Raw genomic sequence first — 16,077 nt, 5'->3', positions numbered from 1 at the left:
CAAAGCAACCAGCTCCGAAAACAGGAACAGCAGCCCTACGAAGGTTCCCGAATCCACGACGGAACCGGCAACCCCCGATTCACACACTCATCCGACAATCGCAACGTCCACCGCAAAGCCTGCACCATCAACAAAGCCATCTCCCCGGGCGCCGCGTTCTCCAACGCGATCTCGATCTGCGCCTTCGCGGCATCCGTATCCCCGTGCACCTCGGCCAACAACGTCCGAACAGCAGTCCGCACAGGAGGGTCCGCCTCGTCGATGGGCACCTCATGCCCATCATCGTCATAGACCTGCATCTTCACCGGCGCCGTCCCCCCGGCCCCCAACGCCGCCACCATCGCACTGCACTCGTGGAACAACAGCAACATCAACTCAAGCGCGTCCACATGACTGTCCGGCGCCGAGTGCACCGCCGCGGCCACCCGATCCAACGCGCCGTCATCCTCTCCGGCGCGCATGGCGGCCAGCGCGCCCGCGGCGGCCTCGGTCAGCCTGCGCCTGCGATTCGGATCGGACTCGTCGGGTGCGTCCACGTCCTCATCCTGCAACAGGGGGCCACCGCGCGGGGAGATCACCCCGCCGCGATTCGCTCAGTTGGCGGTGGGGCGGGTCCCGGCGAGGATGTCGTCGGCGTCGCCCGGTCCGCCGAACGCGGGGCCCTCGGCGGTGCGCACGCCCAGGTCGGCCCACCAGCCCGCCTCGGCGTGGTCGCGGACGCCGAGCACGCCGACCGAGGCACCGACGGTCTCCAGGCATTCCAGCGTGGTCAGCATGGCGCGCACGGGTGCGGACTCGCGCGGCAGCCAGTCCGGGCGCCAGCCCTCGAACGGGTCGGCCAGCAGCACGGTGTGCACGCCGAACCGTTCGGCGAGGGCGATCTCGCGGGGGCCGCCCGCGAAGCCGTGCAGTGCGGTGACGACGCCGATGTCGCTGAGGGTGCGCAGGTTGTCCCGGGCGTCGCCGTGGCCGGTGAGCACGGTGGCGGTGTCCAGGGCGATCTCCAGCAGCCCGGCGGGGATGCCCGCGTCCTGCACGGCGCAGGTGATGGTGTGCGACAGGTCGGCGTCCGCGCTCTGCAGCGGTGACAGCAGGACCCGGTGCACGGCCTCGTCCGGGTCCGCGGTGTTCGCGAAGAGCGCGCGCCAGACCGGCACCTGCTCGGTCGACTTCGCCAGCAGCCACGGCCCGAGCGCGGCGGACAAACCGGTCAGTTCGGCCAACTCCGTCGTCTTGTCCACCCCGGCGCCGTCCAGCGCGTCGGCGGCCGGGTCGTGCGCCAGCGCCCGGACCCGCACGACCGCGCGGTCGGACAGCCGCACCACCGGCAGGTACCGCACGGCCAGCTCGCCCATCTCCCAGGCGGCGGGCAGCGCCGTGGCGGTCTGGCCGACCACCCGCGCGGCCCGGTCGACCCCGGCGTCGAACTCGGCCCACTGCCGCCCGCCGGTCTGGCGGGCCTGGCGCAGCGCCGCGTCGGCCGCGCGGAACATCTCCCGGCTGGACATCTCCGCCGGGTGGCAGCGCACCGCGCCCACGGTCGCGCTGACCGCCAGCCCGATCCGTCCGTCGTAGCTCGGCTCGGCCAGCTCGGCGTGCACCGCGTCGATGATCGTGCTCAGCGCGGGCGGCTCGTCGTCGTGCCGGACCAGGATGGCGAACTCGTCGCCGCCGATCCTGGCCACCACCGCCTCCTGCTCGCCTGCCACCACCGCGGTCAGCCGGTTGGCCACCTCCTTGAGCAGCCGGTCGCCCGCCGCGTGCCCGTGCGTGGTGTTGACCATGGAGAACGCGTCCAGGTCCAGGCACAGCAGGGTCAGCGGCCGCTCCAGCGGCGCCTGCCCGTGCACCGCCTCCAGCCGGGACTCGAAGTGCAGCCGGTTGGACACCCCGGTCAGCGCGTCGTGCAGGTTCTGGTGGCTGAGCTGGTTGCCCAGCAGCATCAACTCGCTCAGGTCCTGCACCATGGTCACCCGGTAGCGCGGGTGGCCGCCGTCGTCGCGCAGCACCGAGGTGGTCAGGAACACCCACACCGCGTCCCCGTTGGGCCGCACCAGCTGCCTGCGGTCGGCCTCGCCGAGCGGCAGCTCACCGGCCTCGTCGTCGGCCAGGAACTCGGCCAGCGCCCGGTGCCGCAGCTCCTCCTGGGTGTGCCCGAGGATCGCCGCCAGCGCCGGGTTCGTCTCCACGAACCGGCCGTCCAGGTCGGTGATCGCGATGCCGACCGCGGAGGCGGTGAACACCTCGCGGAACCGGGTCTCGGTGGCCCGCCGGTCCCGCTCCGCGCGCTGCTTGGCGGTCAGCAGCGCCAGCTTCATGTTCTCCTGCTGGGCCAGCGTGCGCTTGCGCAGCGCGGCCGCGTACCCGGCGGACACCGCCGCCAGCAGCCGGGCCACCGCGCGGCCGGGGTACCCGGCGTCGGCCAGGCCGTCGGCGAGCACGCTCAGCGAGCGCTCCAGGGTGCTCTCCCCGGTCAGCGCGCCCTCGACCATCAGCTCGCCCACCCGGGCGCCCGCCGCGGCGTCGAACGGCTCGGCGGCCAGCGCGTCGGTGAGCCTGCGCAGCATCGACCGCAGCAGCTCCTCGACCTCGCCTGTCGAACGCGGCACGTACGCGGTCGCGGCGACCACCCGCAGCCAGGACCGGACCAGCCCGGCAGGCCCTTGCGGCGGGTCGGCTGCCTCGCTCACGGGGTCCTCAACGCTTGCGCCCCACGCCCGCGTAGATGCCCGCGCGGTTCGGGTCGTCGCCGTCGACCAGGTCGTCGAGGGCGTCCAGGCCGCCGTCCGGGTGCCACAGCGCGGTGGGCACGACGCCCGGCTCCTCGATGTCGAACCCGGCGAACAGTGCGGTGATCTCCGCGTGCGTGCGCGGGTACATCGGGTCCCGGCTGGACTTCATGACCTCGACGACCCGGTCCATCTCGGCGGGCATCAGGTCCCGGGTGAACTGGGAGAGGGCCAGGTGGCTGCCCGGCGGCACGGCGTCCCGGTAGGTGGCCACGATGCGGGCCGGGTCCTTGGCGGGCGGCACGAAGTGGAACACCCCGGCCATCAGCAGCCCGACCGGGGCGGTGAGGTCGAGCAGGCCGCGGGTCTCCGGGGCGTCCAGGATGTCCAGCGGCCGGGTCAGGTCGGCCTGCACGATGGTGGCCAGCGGGTTGCTCGCCAGCATCAGCGTGCTGTGCGCGTAGGCCACCTCCTCGTAGTCGACGTAGACGACCCGGGCGGTCGGGTCGGCGGCCTGCGCGATCTCGTGCACGTTGCCGACCGTGGGGATGCCCGAGCCGAGGTCGAGGAACTGCCGCACCCCGCGCTCGATCATGAACAGCACCGCGCGGCGCAGGAACGACCGGTTGTGCCGGGCGATCTCGCGCGCGTTCGGCTGCGCCTTGATGAACCGCTCGGCCAGCTCGCGGTCGTGCGCGAAGTTGTGCGCTCCCCCCAACAGGTAGTCGTACAGCCGCGCCGCGCTCGGCCGTTCCAGGTCGATCCCGTCGGGTACCCAGGCGCTCGTCTCGGTCACCGCCCCACCTCCCGCGTCCTCCCGCGTCGCAGTGTGATCGCGACGTTACTCACCCGACAGGGTAGCGGGCAGGCTATCGGCGGTCTGCGCGCGACCATGGCGACCGCGGCCGGGAATTCCCTGCCGCGACAGGGGTTTCGCCATCCGGGCAGGGGGTGCGGGATCCGGTCAGGACGTCCGGCGCAGCGCGGCCAGCGCCATCCCGGTGAGCAGGTCGGCCATCTGCGCGCGGTCCAGGTGCCTGCTGTGCGGGGTGGAGTTGATCAGACCGAACACCGCGTGCGCGGCGGCCCGCGCGGTCGGCTCGGGGGTGTCCGGCAGCGCGGCCAGCACCGCCTCGACCCAGATCTCCACGTACCGCCGCTGCAACGCGCGCACCTTGCGCCGGTCGGGGTCGGTCAGGTTGCCCAGGTTGCGTTCCTGCACGGTGATCAGCGCCGGGTTGTCCAGCGCGAAGTCCACGTGGAAGCGCACCAGGTCGCTCAGCGTGTCGGCCGGGCCGAGCCCGCGGCCGAGCCTGCGCTGGCCGCCGTCGAGCAGTACTTCGCTGATCGAGGTGAGCATCTCGCCGAGCATCGCGTCCTTGGACCGGAAGTGCCGGTAGAGCGCGGGGCCGGAGATGCCAACGGCGGAGCCGATGTCGTCGATGCCCACACCGTGGAAGCCGTGCCGGGCGAACAGTTCGGCGGCCGCGGCGAGGATCTGCTCCCGCCGGGTCGGCTTGCCCTGGACTGGTTCCGCTGCTGGTGACACGCCGTCCATCGTATGGCAGGCCGGTTAGCGGCCACTAACCGTCCACCCGTTGTGCGATTGGCAACCGGTAACAAGTTACCGGCCGGTTCCGTATCGGTGTCGTTGCTGGTAGTGATGGTATTTGTCGGGAATCCCTCCTCCCTGCGGAGGCTGCAATGCGTGTCCACCGTTCCCTCCTGATCGCCGCCCTCACCGCGTTATCCCTGCTCGGACTGTCTCTCACCGCCGCTGCGGCGGTCGGCAAGTACGTCGCCCTCGGTGACTCCTATTCGTCGGGTCTCGGCGCGGGCTCCTACGGCAGCAGCGGCGCCTGTAAGCGCAGCGCCAACGCCTACGCGCAGCTCTGGGCGAAGTCGCACGCCCCCAGCGCGTTCGCCTTCGTCGCCTGCTCCGGCGCGACGACCACGGACGTGCTCAACAGCCAGGTCGGCTCGCTCACCGCGGACACCGCGCTGGTCACCATCTCCGTGGGCGGCAACGACGCCGGGTTCTCCAGCGTCATGACCGACTGCAACCTCAACTCCGACTCGGCCTGCGTCAGCCGCAACCAGACCGCGCAGAACTACGCGCGCACGACGTTGCCGGGCAAACTGGACAGCGTCTACAACCAGATCCGCGCGAAGGCGCCGTCCGCGCGCGTGGTCGTCCTGGGCTACCCGCACATCTACAAGGTCAACGGGTCCTGCATCGTCGGGCTGAGCGACACCAAGCGGTCGGCCATCAACCAGTCCTCGGACGTGCTGGCGTCGGTCATCTCCCAGCGGGCAGGCGCGCACGGGTTCACCTTCGTGGACGGCCGGACGGCGTTCTCCGGGCACGAGATCTGCGCGTCCGGCGCGCGCTGGTTGAACAGCGTCACCCTGCCCATCGACGAGTCCTACCACCCCAACGTCGCAGGTCAGAACAGCGGTTACTACGCCGCCCTGCGCGCCGTCACCGGCTGATCCAGCGCGTTCCCGAAGTGGCCGTCGCCCGCTCGGGCGGCGGCCACTCGCGCGTCGGGCGGCTGACGGACACGCCGATTGGTCGGGTTTTAGCTGATCGGGTAGGAGCAGTTGATACGGGTGGACGCTGCCGTTAGCGAGCGCTAACATGATCTGGCAAGTTAACGGCTGCTAACCCCGCTGGTCGGGGCCCCAGTGCGAGGAGCGAGATGGACGCGCCCGTTCTGCGCAGCGCCGCGGACCCGACCGGCGAGGCCTGCCGCGGCAACGCCAAAGGCCACCGCGAACTCGTCGACGACCTGCGCGAACGCCTCGACCGCGCGGCCATGGGCGGGCCCGAGAAGGCACGCGCCCGGCACGTCGCGCGGGGCAAGCTGCTGCCCCGCGACCGGGTCGACTCGCTGCTCGACCCCGGCTCGCCGTTCCTGGAACTCTCCCCGCTGGCCGCCACCGGCCTCTACGACGACGACGCGCCCGCCGCCGGGATCATCACCGGCGTCGGCCGGGTGTCCGGGCGCGAGGTGGTGGTGGTCGCCAACGACGCCACCGTCAAGGGCGGCACGTACTACCCGATGACGGTCAAGAAGCACCTGCGCGCGCAGGAAGTGGCGCTGCAGAACAACCTGCCGTGCGTGTACCTGGTGGACTCCGGCGGTGCTTTCCTGCCCCGGCAGGACGACGTGTTCCCGGACCGTGACCACTTCGGACGCATCTTCTACAACCAGGCCACCATGTCCGCCCAGGGCATCCCGCAGATCGCGGCCGTGCTCGGCTCGTGCACCGCGGGCGGCGCGTACGTGCCCGCGATGAGCGACGAGGCGGTCATCGTCCGGCAGCAGGGCACGATCTTCCTCGGCGGCCCGCCGCTGGTGAAGGCCGCCACCGGCGAGGTCGTCAGCGCCGAAGACCTGGGCGGCGGGGACGTGCACGCGCGCGTCTCCGGGGTCACCGACCACCTGGCCGACGACGACGCGCACGCACTGCGCATCGTGCGCTCGATCGTGAGCACCCTCGGCCCGCGCGTCACCCGTCCGTGGGAGGTCCGGCCCACCGAGGAGCCCGCGGTCGACCCGGCCACCCTCTACGGCGTCGTGCCAACCGACCCGCGCACCCCCTACGACGTGCGCGAGGTGATCGCGCGGGTGGTCGACGGCAGCCGGTTCCGCGAGTTCAAGAAGGAGTACGGCACCACGCTGGTCACCGGGTTCGCCCGGGTCCACGGCCACCCGGTCGGCATCGTGGCCAACAACGGCGTGCTGTTCTCCGAGTCCGCGATGAAGGGCGCGCACTTCATCGAGCTGTGCGACCAGCGCTCGATCCCGCTGCTGTACCTGCAGAACATCACCGGCTTCATGGTCGGCCGCGACTACGAGGCGGGCGGCATCGCCAAGCACGGCGCCAAGATGGTCACCGCCACCGCGTGCGCCAGGGTGCCGAAGTTCACCGTGGTCATCGGCGGCTCGTTCGGCGCTGGCAACTACTCGATGTGCGGCCGGGCGTACTCGCCGCGCTTCCTGTGGATGTGGCCGAACGCGCGGATCAGCGTGATGGGCGGCGAACAGGCCGCCTCGGTGCTGTCCACGGTCCGCCGCGACCAGGTCGAGGGTGGCGGCGGCGAGTGGTCGGTCGAGGACGAGGAGGCCTTCAAGGCCCCGATCCGCGACCAGTACGAGGCCCAGGGCAACCCGTACTACTCCACCGCGCGGCTGTGGGACGACGGCGTGATCGACCCGGCCGACACCCGCCAGGTGCTCGGCCTCGCGCTGTCGGCCGCGGCCAACGCGCCCCTGGAACCTGTCCGCTACGGCGTCTTCCGGATGTGAGCATGTTCTCCAGCGTCCTCATCGCCAACCGGGGCGAGATCGCCGTCCGGGTCATCGCCACGCTGCGCCGCCTCGGCGTCCGCTCGGTCGCGGTCTACAGCGACGCCGACGCGGACGCCCGGCACGTGCGCGCGGCCGACGAGGCGGTCCGGCTCGGCCCGGCCGCCGCCAGGGACAGCTACCTGGCCATCGACAAGGTCGTCGCCGCGGCGCTGGCCACCGGCGCGCAGGCGGTGCACCCGGGGTACGGGTTCCTCGCCGAGAACGTGGCGTTCGCGCGGGCCTGCGCGGATGCGGGGTTGGTGTTCATCGGCCCGCCGGTCGGCGCCATCGACGCGATGGGCGACAAGATCCGGGCCAAGCTGACCGTGAGCGCGGCCGGGGTGCCGGTCGTGCCGGGCCGCACCGAGCCGGGCATGTCGGACGACGACCTGGTGGCCGCGGCCGCGGAGATCGGCTTCCCGGTGCTGCTCAAGCCGTCGGCGGGCGGTGGCGGCAAGGGCATGCGGCTGGTCACCGAGACCGCGGGCCTGCGCCCGGCGATCGAGTCGGCCCGGCGCGAGGCGAGCGGCTCGTTCGGCGACGACACACTGCTGATCGAGCGGTTCGTCAGCCGCCCCCGGCACATCGAGATCCAGGTCATGGCCGACGCGCACGGGCACGCGGTGCACCTCGGCGAGCGCGAGTGCAGCCTGCAACGCAGGCACCAGAAGATCATCGAGGAGGCGCCGTCCCCGCTGCTGGACGCTGCCACCCGGGCCAGGATGGGCGCGGCCGCGGTGGAGGCGGCCAAGGCGGTCGACTACACCGGCGCGGGCACCGTGGAGTTCATCGTCTCCGCGGACCGGCCGGACGAGTTCTTCTTCATGGAGATGAACACCCGGCTGCAGGTCGAGCACCCGGTCACCGAGGAGGTCACCGGCCTGGACCTGGTCGAGCTGCAACTGCGGGTCGCGGCGGGGGAGCGGTTGCCGCTCAGCCAGGACGACGTGCGGTTCACCGGCCACGCCGTCGAGGCCCGCGTCTACGCCGAGGACCCGACCACCGGCTTCCTGCCCACCGGCGGCCGCGTGCTCGACCTGCGCGAGTCCACGGCGGACTGGGCGCGCACGGACTCCGGGCTGCTGCCCGGTTCGGTCGTCGGCTCCGACTACGACCCCATGCTGGCCAAGGTGATCGCCCACGGCGCCGACCGCGCGGAGGCGATCGACCGCCTCTCCGCCGCCCTCGCCGACACCGTCGTACTGGGCGTGGGCACCAACATCACGTTCCTGCGCGCCCTGCTGGCCGACGCCGACGTGCGCGCGGGCAGGCTCGACACGCAGCTGGTCGAACGCCGGTTGGACGAGCTGACCGCGGCCGCATCGGTGCCCGACGAGGTGTTCGCGGCCGCCGCTCTCGACGAGCTGCTTTCCCGACAACCGACGGGCTCGGTCGTGGACCCGTGGGAGGTTCCGTCCGGCTGGCGCCTCGGCCGCCCGGCCGCCGTTCGACTGCGGCTCGCCTGCGCGGGCCGGGACGTCCTGGTGCGCGTGTCCGGCACGCCCGCCGCCGCCTCGGTCGCGGTGGACGACGGCCCGGCGGTACCCGCCTCGGCGTCGCGTGTGGACGGTTCACTGCGGGTCGATGTCGACGGGCGCACCGTCCGCTACGCCCGCGCGCGGGTCGACGACACGCTCTGGCTGTCCACGGCCGGTCGCACCTGGACGGTCGCCGAACACTCGGTGCTGGAGGGCGGCGGCTCGGCGGCGGGCGCGGGCGGTCCCATCACCAGCCCGATGCCGGGCACCGTCCTGGTGGTCAAGGTCTCGGCGGGCGACGCGGTGTCGGCGGGCACCCCACTGCTGGTGGTCGAGGCGATGAAGATGGAGCACACGATCACCGCGCCGGTCGACGGAGTGGTCGCGGAGCTGCCGGTGCGCGCGGGCCAACAGGTCGCGCTGAGCCAAACCCTCGCCGTGGTAACCCCTTCGGAGGCCTGACGTGATCGACCTGACCCTGCCCGAGGAGCACGAGGCGCTGCGCAAGACCGTCCAGGAGTTCGCCCGCGAGGAGGTCGCGCCGGTCATCGGCGAGTTCTACGAGCGCGAGGAGTTCCCGTACCGGATCGTGGCCAAGATGGGCGAGATGGGCCTGTTCGGCCTGCCCATCGGCGAGGAGTACGGCGGCATGGGCGGGGACTACTTCGCCCTCTGCCTGGCCCTGGAGGAGCTGGCCAGGGTCGACTCGTCGGTGGCCATCACGCTGGAGGCAGGCGTCTCGCTGGGAGCCATGCCGCTCTACCGGTTCGGCACGGACGAGCAGAAGGCCCGCTGGCTGCCCGCGATGGCCGCGGGCGAACGCCTCGGCGCCTTCGGCCTGACCGAGCCCGGCGGCGGTTCGGACGCCAGCGCCACCAGGACGACGGCGAAGCTCGACGGCGACGAGTGGGTCGTCAACGGCTCGAAGGCGTTCATCACCAACTCCGGCACGGACATCACGTCGCTGGTGACGGTGACCGCGGTGACCGGCGTACGCGACGACGGCCGCAAGGAGATCTCCGCCATCATCATCCCGGCGGGCACGCCCGGTTTCACGGTGGCCCGTAAGTACTCCAAGGTCGGCTGGAACGCCTCGGACACCCACGAACTGGCCTTCGCCGACGTCCGCGTCCCGCGCGAGAACGTGCTGGGCACGGTCGGCCGCGGCTACGCCCAGTTCCTGTCCACTTTGGACGAAGGCCGGGTGGCCATCGCCGCCCTGTCGGTCGGCCTTGCCCAGGGCTGCGTCGACGAGTCGGTCAGATACGTCGGCGAACGCGAGGCCTTCGGCCGCAAGATCGGCGAGTACCAGGCCATCCAGTTCAAGATCGCCGACATGGAGGCCAGGGTGCACACCGCCCGCCTCGCCTACTACGCCGCCGCCGCCAAGATGCTCCGCGGCGAGACCTTCAAGCGCGAGGCGGCCATCGCCAAACTGGTCTCCTCCAACGCCGCCATGGACAACGCCCGCGACGCCACCCAGATCTTCGGCGGCTACGGCTTCATGAACGAGTTCCCGGTCGGCCGCTTCTACCGCGACGCCAAGATCCTGGAAATCGGCGAAGGCACCAGCGAGGTCCAACGCATGCTCATCGCCCGCGAACTGGGCCTCACCTGACCCCCGCCCGAAACGCCCCCCGATCAGGCGACCGGGCTCGTCTGTTGGGTGGATGAAGATCGCCCACCCCGGTCCCGGCACTGGACCGGCCGCTCCCTCGACGGCATGCTGTGCGCGTGGCTACCCAGAATCCCGTCCCCGCCTTCGACCTCATCGGCAGGCGCTATGACGAGTCGTTCGTGGAGCGCGATGTCCAGATCGCGGAGACCGCCTGGCTGATCGAGCGGCTGCCCGCCGGGGCGCGGGTGCTCGACCTTGGCTGCGGCAGCGGGATGCCGACGGCCAAGCAGTTGGTCGACGCGGGTCTCGCGGTGGTCGGCGTGGACGAGTCGCCGGTGATGCTGGACCTGGCGCGGGAGCAGGCGCCGGGACCGGACTACCGGCTGGCGGATCTGCGCGCGGTGTCGGAATGGGGCGAGTTCGACGCGGCGGTGGCGTTCTTCTCGTTGTTGATGCTGCCGAAGTCCGCGATCGAGCAGACGCTGCGCGCGGTCCGGGATTCGCTGCGCGGGCCGCGGCTGCTGCTGCTCAGCATGGTGCAGGGGGATTTCGACACATTCCCGGTGAACTTCCTGGGCGCGCCCACCACCGTCTCCGCCTACCCGCCCGACGAGCTCAAGCGCGTGGTCACCGAGGCCGGTTTCGGCGACGTCGAGCTGCGCGAGTTCGAAGCCGAGGCCGAGCCGGGACGCATCGAGGTCCAGCTGTACCTGCGCGCGGTCGGGACCTGACCCCGGACGCCCGGCGACCGCTGGGCCGCCTGCACACAACGGCGACCCAGCGGTCTGGGGAACGAAGTCTTCGGTGGCCTACTGCCGGTCGCGCTTGTGGTTACAGCCAGTCGCCTGCGGACAGCGAGCCGCGCAGGCGGGTCAGTGCCCGGTGCTGGGCGACGCGTACGGCGGTGGCGGTGAGGCCGATGGCCATCGCGGTCTCCTGCGCGGAGAGGCCGACGACCAGGCGCAGCACGAGGATCTCGCGCTGGCGCGGGGCGAGGGTGTCGAGCAGCTTGACCAGCCGGGTGCGCATCTCCGCGCGCAGGGTGATCTGCTCAGGGCCGAGGCCGTGGTCGACGGTGTCGGGCACGTCGGCGACGGGGTCCGAGCGGTCGCGGCCGGAGCGGCGGTAGTAGTCGGCGACCTTGTGCGAGGCGATGCCGTAGACGAACGGCAGGAACGACTCGCGGTCGTCGGAGTAGCGCGGCAGCGCGCCCAGGACGGCCAACAGGATCTCCTGGGCCACGTCGTCGGCCGAGGAGAACGCCGAACCGGTGCGGCCGATGCGCGCGCGGCAGTACCGCACGATGGCCGGGTTGATCCAGGTGAACAACGTGCCGATCGCGTCCTGGTCACCCGCCAGCGAGGCGGCGACCAGCTCGTGGAAGGCCGAGCTCTTGAGCCGCGCGAAGACCGCGTCGGTTCCCTGACTCCGGCCTGCGGGCTGGGTTTCCTCGATCGTCTCCGCCGACGGCGAGGAAGTTGTCGAACTCACATGAGCCCCCAGATATTGCGGCGCACCGATAGGGGAGGTACGCCGTCGAGGTCCGGAACGGCGCGTGTCCTGGCTCATCGTCCCGCCCGACCCTGCGATGGTCGGAAGCGATGGTGGCCCTGACGGAGAGTGATGTTAGCCCGCTCTGAGGCTGTGCACCAGGGGTATCGCTGCTGCATACGAGCGATGTTTTCGTATTCAACCTCACAGCGGTAAGGGTCCAACGACCCTATGCGCCGGTAGGCGTGCGGGAAGCCGCCGGACGGCCGTCATTGGCAAGAGGTTTCGGAGTGACCTGCATCACCGCCGAGCAACCTATGCGTCCCGCGAGAAAACCCCAGGTGAAATGCACTGTAGCCGGGGTGGGGAGGTTTGGGAACCACTATCTGTGGGCCGGTTCTCCGCACCGGTGCGGAGCGGCGGGATGATCCGTTCGGCGGCATGACCGGCGGTCATGGGCCCGACTACTCCATTCGTGTAGTCATTCTCACGAATGGAGTACGACACAATCTACGCAGACGAGTACCTGATCGACCACATTCACTAGATCGAGCCCCGATACCCCGTCTGGCCTGGGAAAACGAGTGGCCGCCCGGCACGGTTTGACACCACTGGGGGCGCTTCCTAGCGTTGCCTGGGTCCGGCCAGGCACCGGGAGCAAGGACAGCATTCTCGCGATGGACACCAGCCCGCGGCCGACCGTCGTCGTCCTGCACGGCGCCGACCGCCCCCCGCCCACCACCCCGATCGAGTCCCGGGCGACCGTTCGCTACACCCGGGCCGACCGGCTCGGCGGCGCTCTCGAAGGCGCCGACGTGCTGTTCCTCTGGGACGCCCGCTCCACCGCGCTGACCCGCGTCTGGCCTGCCGCGGACGCGCTGCGCTGGGTGCACGTCGCCGGTCCCGGCGTGGCGCACCTGCTGTTCCCCGGCCTGCGCGAGAGCCGGGTCCTGCTCACCAACTCGCCCGGCGTGTTCGACGAGCCGATGGCCGAGTACGTGCTCGGGCTGGTGCTCGCGTTCGCCAAGGACCTGCCCGCGACCCTGCGGGACCAGCAGCGGCGCCGCTGGCACCACCGGGAGACCGAGCGGCTGGCGGGCTCGGGCGCGCTGATCGTGGGCACCGGGCCGATCGCGCGGGCCATCGGGCGGAAGCTGACGGCCGTCGGCGTGCGCGTGTCGGCGGTCGGTCCCACGGCCCGGCAGGGCGACCCCGACCTGGGCGATGTGGTGCCGCTCGCCGAGCTGCGCGCGGCCGCGTCCGGGGCGGACTGGATCGTGCTGGCGCTGACGTTCACCGAGCAGACCAAGGGGCTGGTCGACGCCGACCTGCTGCGGGCGCTGCGGCCGACCGCGCGGCTGATCAACATCGGCCGGTCCGGGCTGGTCGTGCAGGCCGCCCTGGTCGACGCGCTGGACAAGGGGATGCTGTCCGGGGCGGCGTTCGACGTGTTCGCCGACGAGCCGCTGGCGCCGTCGTCGCCGCTGTGGGGCATGCCGAACGTGCTGATCTCGCCGCACATGTCCGGGGACGTGGCGGGCTGGCGGGAGGAGCTGGTGCGGCGGTTCGTGGACAACCTGGACCGGTACCGCGCGGGCTTACCGCTGATCAGCGTGGTGGACAAGGAACGCTTCCCACGCTGACGTTCCCTCCTTGCGCCCCGCTCATTACTACTCCAGAGTAGGTCGGGACGAGCGAGAGAGGTGGCGCCATGACCGAGCGGGGCGGCAAGCGGGACGCCATGGGCCGGGCGCTGGCGCTGCTGAACCGGCTGGCGAGGTTGTCCGCGCTGGACCGGCTCCGACTGCGCGAGCCCGTGCGACGGGGCGTCTACGGGGCGACCAAGGCCGGTTTCACGGCCGCTGGGGCGGGCGGACGGGCGTTCACGGCGGCGCGGCGGCTGGCGCGGCCCGAGCGGTTGCCGTCGGCGTCTTCGCCGGACCTGTTCGACCTCACGCCGACCGACGAGCAGCGGATGATCCGGGAGACGGTCGCCGAGTTCGCCGCCGAGCGGTTGCGGCCTGCCGCGGCGGACGCCGACACGGCGTGTGCGACGCCCGCTGACCTGCGGTCGACCGTCGCGGAACTCGGCGTGGCGTCGTTGGGGGTGCCCGAGGAGCTGGGGGGCCTGGGGACCGAGCGGTCGGCGGTCACGAACGTGCTGGTCGCGGAAGCCATGGCGCATGGGGACATGGGGCTGGCGGTGGCATGCCTGGCGCCGTCGGCTGTGAGCACCGCTCTGGTGCTGTGGGGTGACGTGACGCAGCAGGCGACGTACCTGCCCGCGTTCGTGGGGTCCGATGTGCCTGTCGCGGCGTTGGCGGTGATGGAGCCGCAGGTGTTGTTCGACCCGTTTTCGTTGCGCGCCAAGGCGTATCGCACGACCGGCGGGTTTATGCTCGACGGGGTGAAATCGATGGTTCCGGGTGCGACGTCGGCCGAGCTGTTCGTGATCGCGGCCGAATTGGATGGTCGCGGTCCGGCTTTGTTCATTGTGGAGTCGGGGACTTCCGGTATTCGCGTGGAACCCGAACCCGCGATGGGACTGCGTGCGGCAGGCATGGGGCGAGTACATCTCGACCGGGTTTGCCTGCCGCTGAACGCATTGATGGGCGAAGGTCAGTCCGATGTGTACGCCGAGTGTGTCCGGTTGTCCCGGATCGCGTGGTGCGCTCTGGCGGTCGGGACGGCGCAGGCGGTGCTGGATTATGTGATCCCGTACGTGAATGGTCGGGTCGCTTTCGGGGAACCGGTGAGCCACCGCCAGGGCGTCGCGTTCAAAGTGGCCGACATCGGGATCGAGCTGGAAGGCATGCGGTTGCTGACCTACCGCGCCGCGGCCCGCGCCGAACGGGGGAAAACGTTCGCCCGCGAGGCGGGATTGGCGCGACGCCTGTGCGCGGAACAGGGCATGCGAATCGGGAATGACGGCGTGCAGCTGTTGGGCGGTCACGGTTTCGTCAAGGAGCACCCGGTGGAGCGCTGGTACCGCGACCTGCGCGTGATCGGGCTGGCCGAGGGCGCGGTCCTCGTCTGAAGGAGCAGGTCATGATCAACCCAGAGGTGCCGCGGAAGTTCGCCCGCCTGGTCGACCAGGCCCACCAGGCGGCCGCCGAGTTCTTCCGCCCGAACTCCCGCAAGTACGACCGGGCCGAACACACCTACCCCAAGGAACTGGACGTCCTTGCCGCCCTCCTGGACGGCCTCTCCGCGTCCGGCGGCGGCGCGGGCGCGTCCGGCGTCCGCCGTGAACGCGTGACGGGCGCGGGCAACCACAACGGCGCCAACATGCGCCTGGTGCTCGGCACCATCGAGATGTGCTGGGGCGATGTCGGCCTGCTGCTCTCGATGCCCCGCCAGGGCCTGGGCAACGCCGCCATCGCCTCCGTCGCCAACGATGAGCAACTGGCCCGCTACCAGGGAAAATGGGCGGCGATGGCGATCACCGAACCGGACACCGGCTCGGACTCGGCCGCCATCCGCACCACCGCCGTCCGTGACGGCGACGAGTACGTCCTCAACGGCGAGAAGATCTTCGTCACCGCGGGCGAGCGCGCCGACTGTGTTGTGGTGTGGGCCACATTGGACCGGAGCAAGGGCAGGGCCGCCATCAAGTCCTTCGTGGTCGACCGCGACACGCCCGGCTTCGAACTCGTCCGCCTGGAACGAAAGCTCGGTATCCGCGCCTCCGACACGGCACACTTCCGCCTCGACAACGTGCGCGTCCCCGCCGCGAACCTGCTGGGTAGCCCCGACATCGACACCGGCTTCGCGGCCGCCATGCAGACATTCGACAACACCCGCCCCCTGGTAGCCGCCATGTCCCTGGGCGTCGCCCGCGCCGCCCTCGACGAGACCCGCCGCCTGCTGACCGAATCCGGCACCCCCGTCGACTACGACCGCCCCGCCCACACCCAACCGGCGGCCGCCGCCGTGTTCCTCCAGCTGGAGGCGGACTGGGAAGCCGCCCGCCTGCTCACCCTGTCGGCGGCCTGGCTGGCCGACAACCGCGAACCCAACTCCCTACAGGCCAGCATGTGCAAGGCGAAGGCAGGCCGAACGGCCTCCGACATCACCCTCCGCTGCGTGGAACTCGCAGGCCCTCTCGGCTACGGAGAGAATTCGCTGCTGGAGAAGTGGGCGCGTGACTCGAAGATCCTGGACATCTTCGAAGGGACACAGCAGATCCAGCAGCTCATCGTGGCCCGGCGGTTGCTGGGGAAGACGTCGACCGAACTGAGGTAACACACGCTCGCCCAACCCCGCCCTCGGCTACGATGTCGCCGTTGCGGGGAGGACAACATGTACGCACCAGAAGCAATGACGGCGATGAACAACAGCCTTACCGGCTTCCTCAACGCCGCCAACACCGGCGAGTTCGCCGTCAACGAGACCGGCGGCCA

Annotated in this window: 13 protein-coding genes; 8 read left to right on the top strand and 5 right to left on the bottom strand. The window is 71.1% G+C overall.

Annotation, left to right across the window (positions count from 1 at the left end):
• Nucleotides 1–35: 35 nt before the first annotated feature.
• The 4 genes from C503_RS0111020 to C503_RS0111005 form a co-directional block, all read right to left on the bottom strand.
• Nucleotides 36–578 carry a hypothetical protein gene (locus C503_RS0111020; RefSeq protein ID WP_018682260.1) on the bottom strand — a complete coding sequence of 181 codons (543 nt, stop codon included), beginning with the start codon at nt 576–578 and terminating at the stop codon, nt 36–38.
• Nucleotides 579–593: 15 nt separating this feature from the next.
• Nucleotides 594–2,690: a GGDEF domain-containing protein gene (locus C503_RS38965; RefSeq protein ID WP_018682259.1), complete on the bottom strand. Its 2,097-nt coding sequence runs from the start codon at nt 2,688–2,690 to the stop codon at nt 594–596.
• Between the two features lie 7 nt (nt 2,691–2,697).
• Nucleotides 2,698–3,525, bottom strand: coding sequence for an SAM-dependent methyltransferase (locus tag C503_RS0111010; RefSeq protein WP_018682258.1), 828 nt, complete (start codon nt 3,523–3,525; stop codon nt 2,698–2,700).
• Nucleotides 3,526–3,693: 168 nt separating this feature from the next.
• Nucleotides 3,694–4,287: an SACE_7040 family transcriptional regulator gene (locus C503_RS0111005; RefSeq protein WP_018682257.1), complete on the bottom strand. Its 594-nt coding sequence runs from the start codon at nt 4,285–4,287 to the stop codon at nt 3,694–3,696.
• Between the two features lie 146 nt (nt 4,288–4,433).
• Between C503_RS0111005 and C503_RS0111000 the strand changes: the two genes are divergently transcribed.
• The 5 genes from C503_RS0111000 (at nt 4,434) to C503_RS0110980 (ending at nt 10,914) form a co-directional block, all read left to right on the top strand.
• The gene (locus C503_RS0111000) at nt 4,434–5,222 is read left to right on the top strand and encodes an SGNH/GDSL hydrolase family protein (protein ID WP_018682256.1); all 789 of its coding nucleotides are present in this window, start codon (nt 4,434–4,436) and stop codon (nt 5,220–5,222) included.
• 209 nt (nt 5,223–5,431) lie between these two features.
• On the top strand, nt 5,432–7,045 hold the full coding sequence (locus C503_RS0110995; protein ID WP_018682255.1) for a carboxyl transferase domain-containing protein: 1,614 nt from the start codon (nt 5,432–5,434) through the stop codon (nt 7,043–7,045).
• Between the two features lie 2 nt (nt 7,046–7,047).
• The gene (locus C503_RS0110990) at nt 7,048–9,027 is read left to right on the top strand and encodes an ATP-binding protein (RefSeq protein ID WP_026316162.1); all 1,980 of its coding nucleotides are present in this window, start codon (nt 7,048–7,050) and stop codon (nt 9,025–9,027) included.
• A 1-nt stretch (nt 9,028) separates the two neighbouring features.
• On the top strand, nt 9,029–10,183 hold the full coding sequence (locus C503_RS0110985) for an acyl-CoA dehydrogenase family protein (RefSeq protein WP_018682253.1): 1,155 nt from the start codon (nt 9,029–9,031) through the stop codon (nt 10,181–10,183).
• 116 nt (nt 10,184–10,299) lie between these two features.
• Complete coding sequence (locus C503_RS0110980; protein WP_033400502.1) at nt 10,300–10,914, top strand: class I SAM-dependent DNA methyltransferase; 615 nt, start codon at nt 10,300–10,302, stop codon at nt 10,912–10,914.
• Between the two features lie 100 nt (nt 10,915–11,014).
• Here the strand turns inward: C503_RS0110980 and shbA are convergent, their stop codons facing one another.
• Nucleotides 11,015–11,674 (bottom strand): RNA polymerase sigma factor ShbA, encoded by a 660-nt coding sequence (shbA, locus tag C503_RS0110975; protein WP_018682251.1) that lies wholly within the window; start codon nt 11,672–11,674, stop codon nt 11,015–11,017.
• Between the two features lie 677 nt (nt 11,675–12,351).
• Between shbA and C503_RS0110970 the strand changes: the two genes are divergently transcribed.
• The 3 genes from C503_RS0110970 to C503_RS0110960 all read left to right on the top strand — a co-directional run bounded on the left by C503_RS0110970 (nt 12,352) and on the right by C503_RS0110960 (nt 15,919).
• Nucleotides 12,352–13,317: a D-2-hydroxyacid dehydrogenase gene (locus C503_RS0110970; protein WP_018682250.1), complete on the top strand. Its 966-nt coding sequence runs from the start codon at nt 12,352–12,354 to the stop codon at nt 13,315–13,317.
• Between the two features lie 98 nt (nt 13,318–13,415).
• Nucleotides 13,416–14,711 carry an acyl-CoA dehydrogenase family protein gene (locus C503_RS0110965; RefSeq protein WP_026316160.1) on the top strand — a complete coding sequence of 432 codons (1,296 nt, stop codon included), beginning with the start codon at nt 13,416–13,418 and terminating at the stop codon, nt 14,709–14,711.
• An 11-nt stretch (nt 14,712–14,722) separates the two neighbouring features.
• Nucleotides 14,723–15,919 (top strand): acyl-CoA dehydrogenase family protein, encoded by a 1,197-nt coding sequence (locus tag C503_RS0110960; RefSeq protein WP_018682248.1) that lies wholly within the window; start codon nt 14,723–14,725, stop codon nt 15,917–15,919.
• Nucleotides 15,920–16,077: the final 158 nt, after the last annotated feature.

This window comes from Actinokineospora enzanensis DSM 44649 (genome assembly GCF_000374445.1).
GTDB classification, from domain to species: Bacteria; Actinomycetota; Actinomycetes; order Mycobacteriales; family Pseudonocardiaceae; genus Actinokineospora; species Actinokineospora enzanensis.
This window is presented reverse-complemented; position numbering and strand designations above follow the sequence as displayed.

Coding starts and splice junctions, on each gene's coding strand:
- C503_RS0111005 (WP_018682257.1), bottom strand. CDS start 4,287: ATGGACGGCGTGTCACCAGCAGCGGAACCAGTCCAGGGCAAGCCGACC.
- C503_RS0111000 (WP_018682256.1), top strand. CDS start 4,434: ATGCGTGTCCACCGTTCCCTCCTGATCGCCGCCCTCACCGCGTTATCC.
- C503_RS0110995 (WP_018682255.1), top strand. CDS start 5,432: ATGGACGCGCCCGTTCTGCGCAGCGCCGCGGACCCGACCGGCGAGGCC.
- C503_RS0110990 (WP_026316162.1), top strand. CDS start 7,048: ATGTTCTCCAGCGTCCTCATCGCCAACCGGGGCGAGATCGCCGTCCGG.
- C503_RS0110970 (WP_018682250.1), top strand. CDS start 12,352: ATGGACACCAGCCCGCGGCCGACCGTCGTCGTCCTGCACGGCGCCGAC.
- C503_RS0110965 (WP_026316160.1), top strand. CDS start 13,416: ATGGGCCGGGCGCTGGCGCTGCTGAACCGGCTGGCGAGGTTGTCCGCG.
- C503_RS0110960 (WP_018682248.1), top strand. CDS start 14,723: ATGATCAACCCAGAGGTGCCGCGGAAGTTCGCCCGCCTGGTCGACCAG.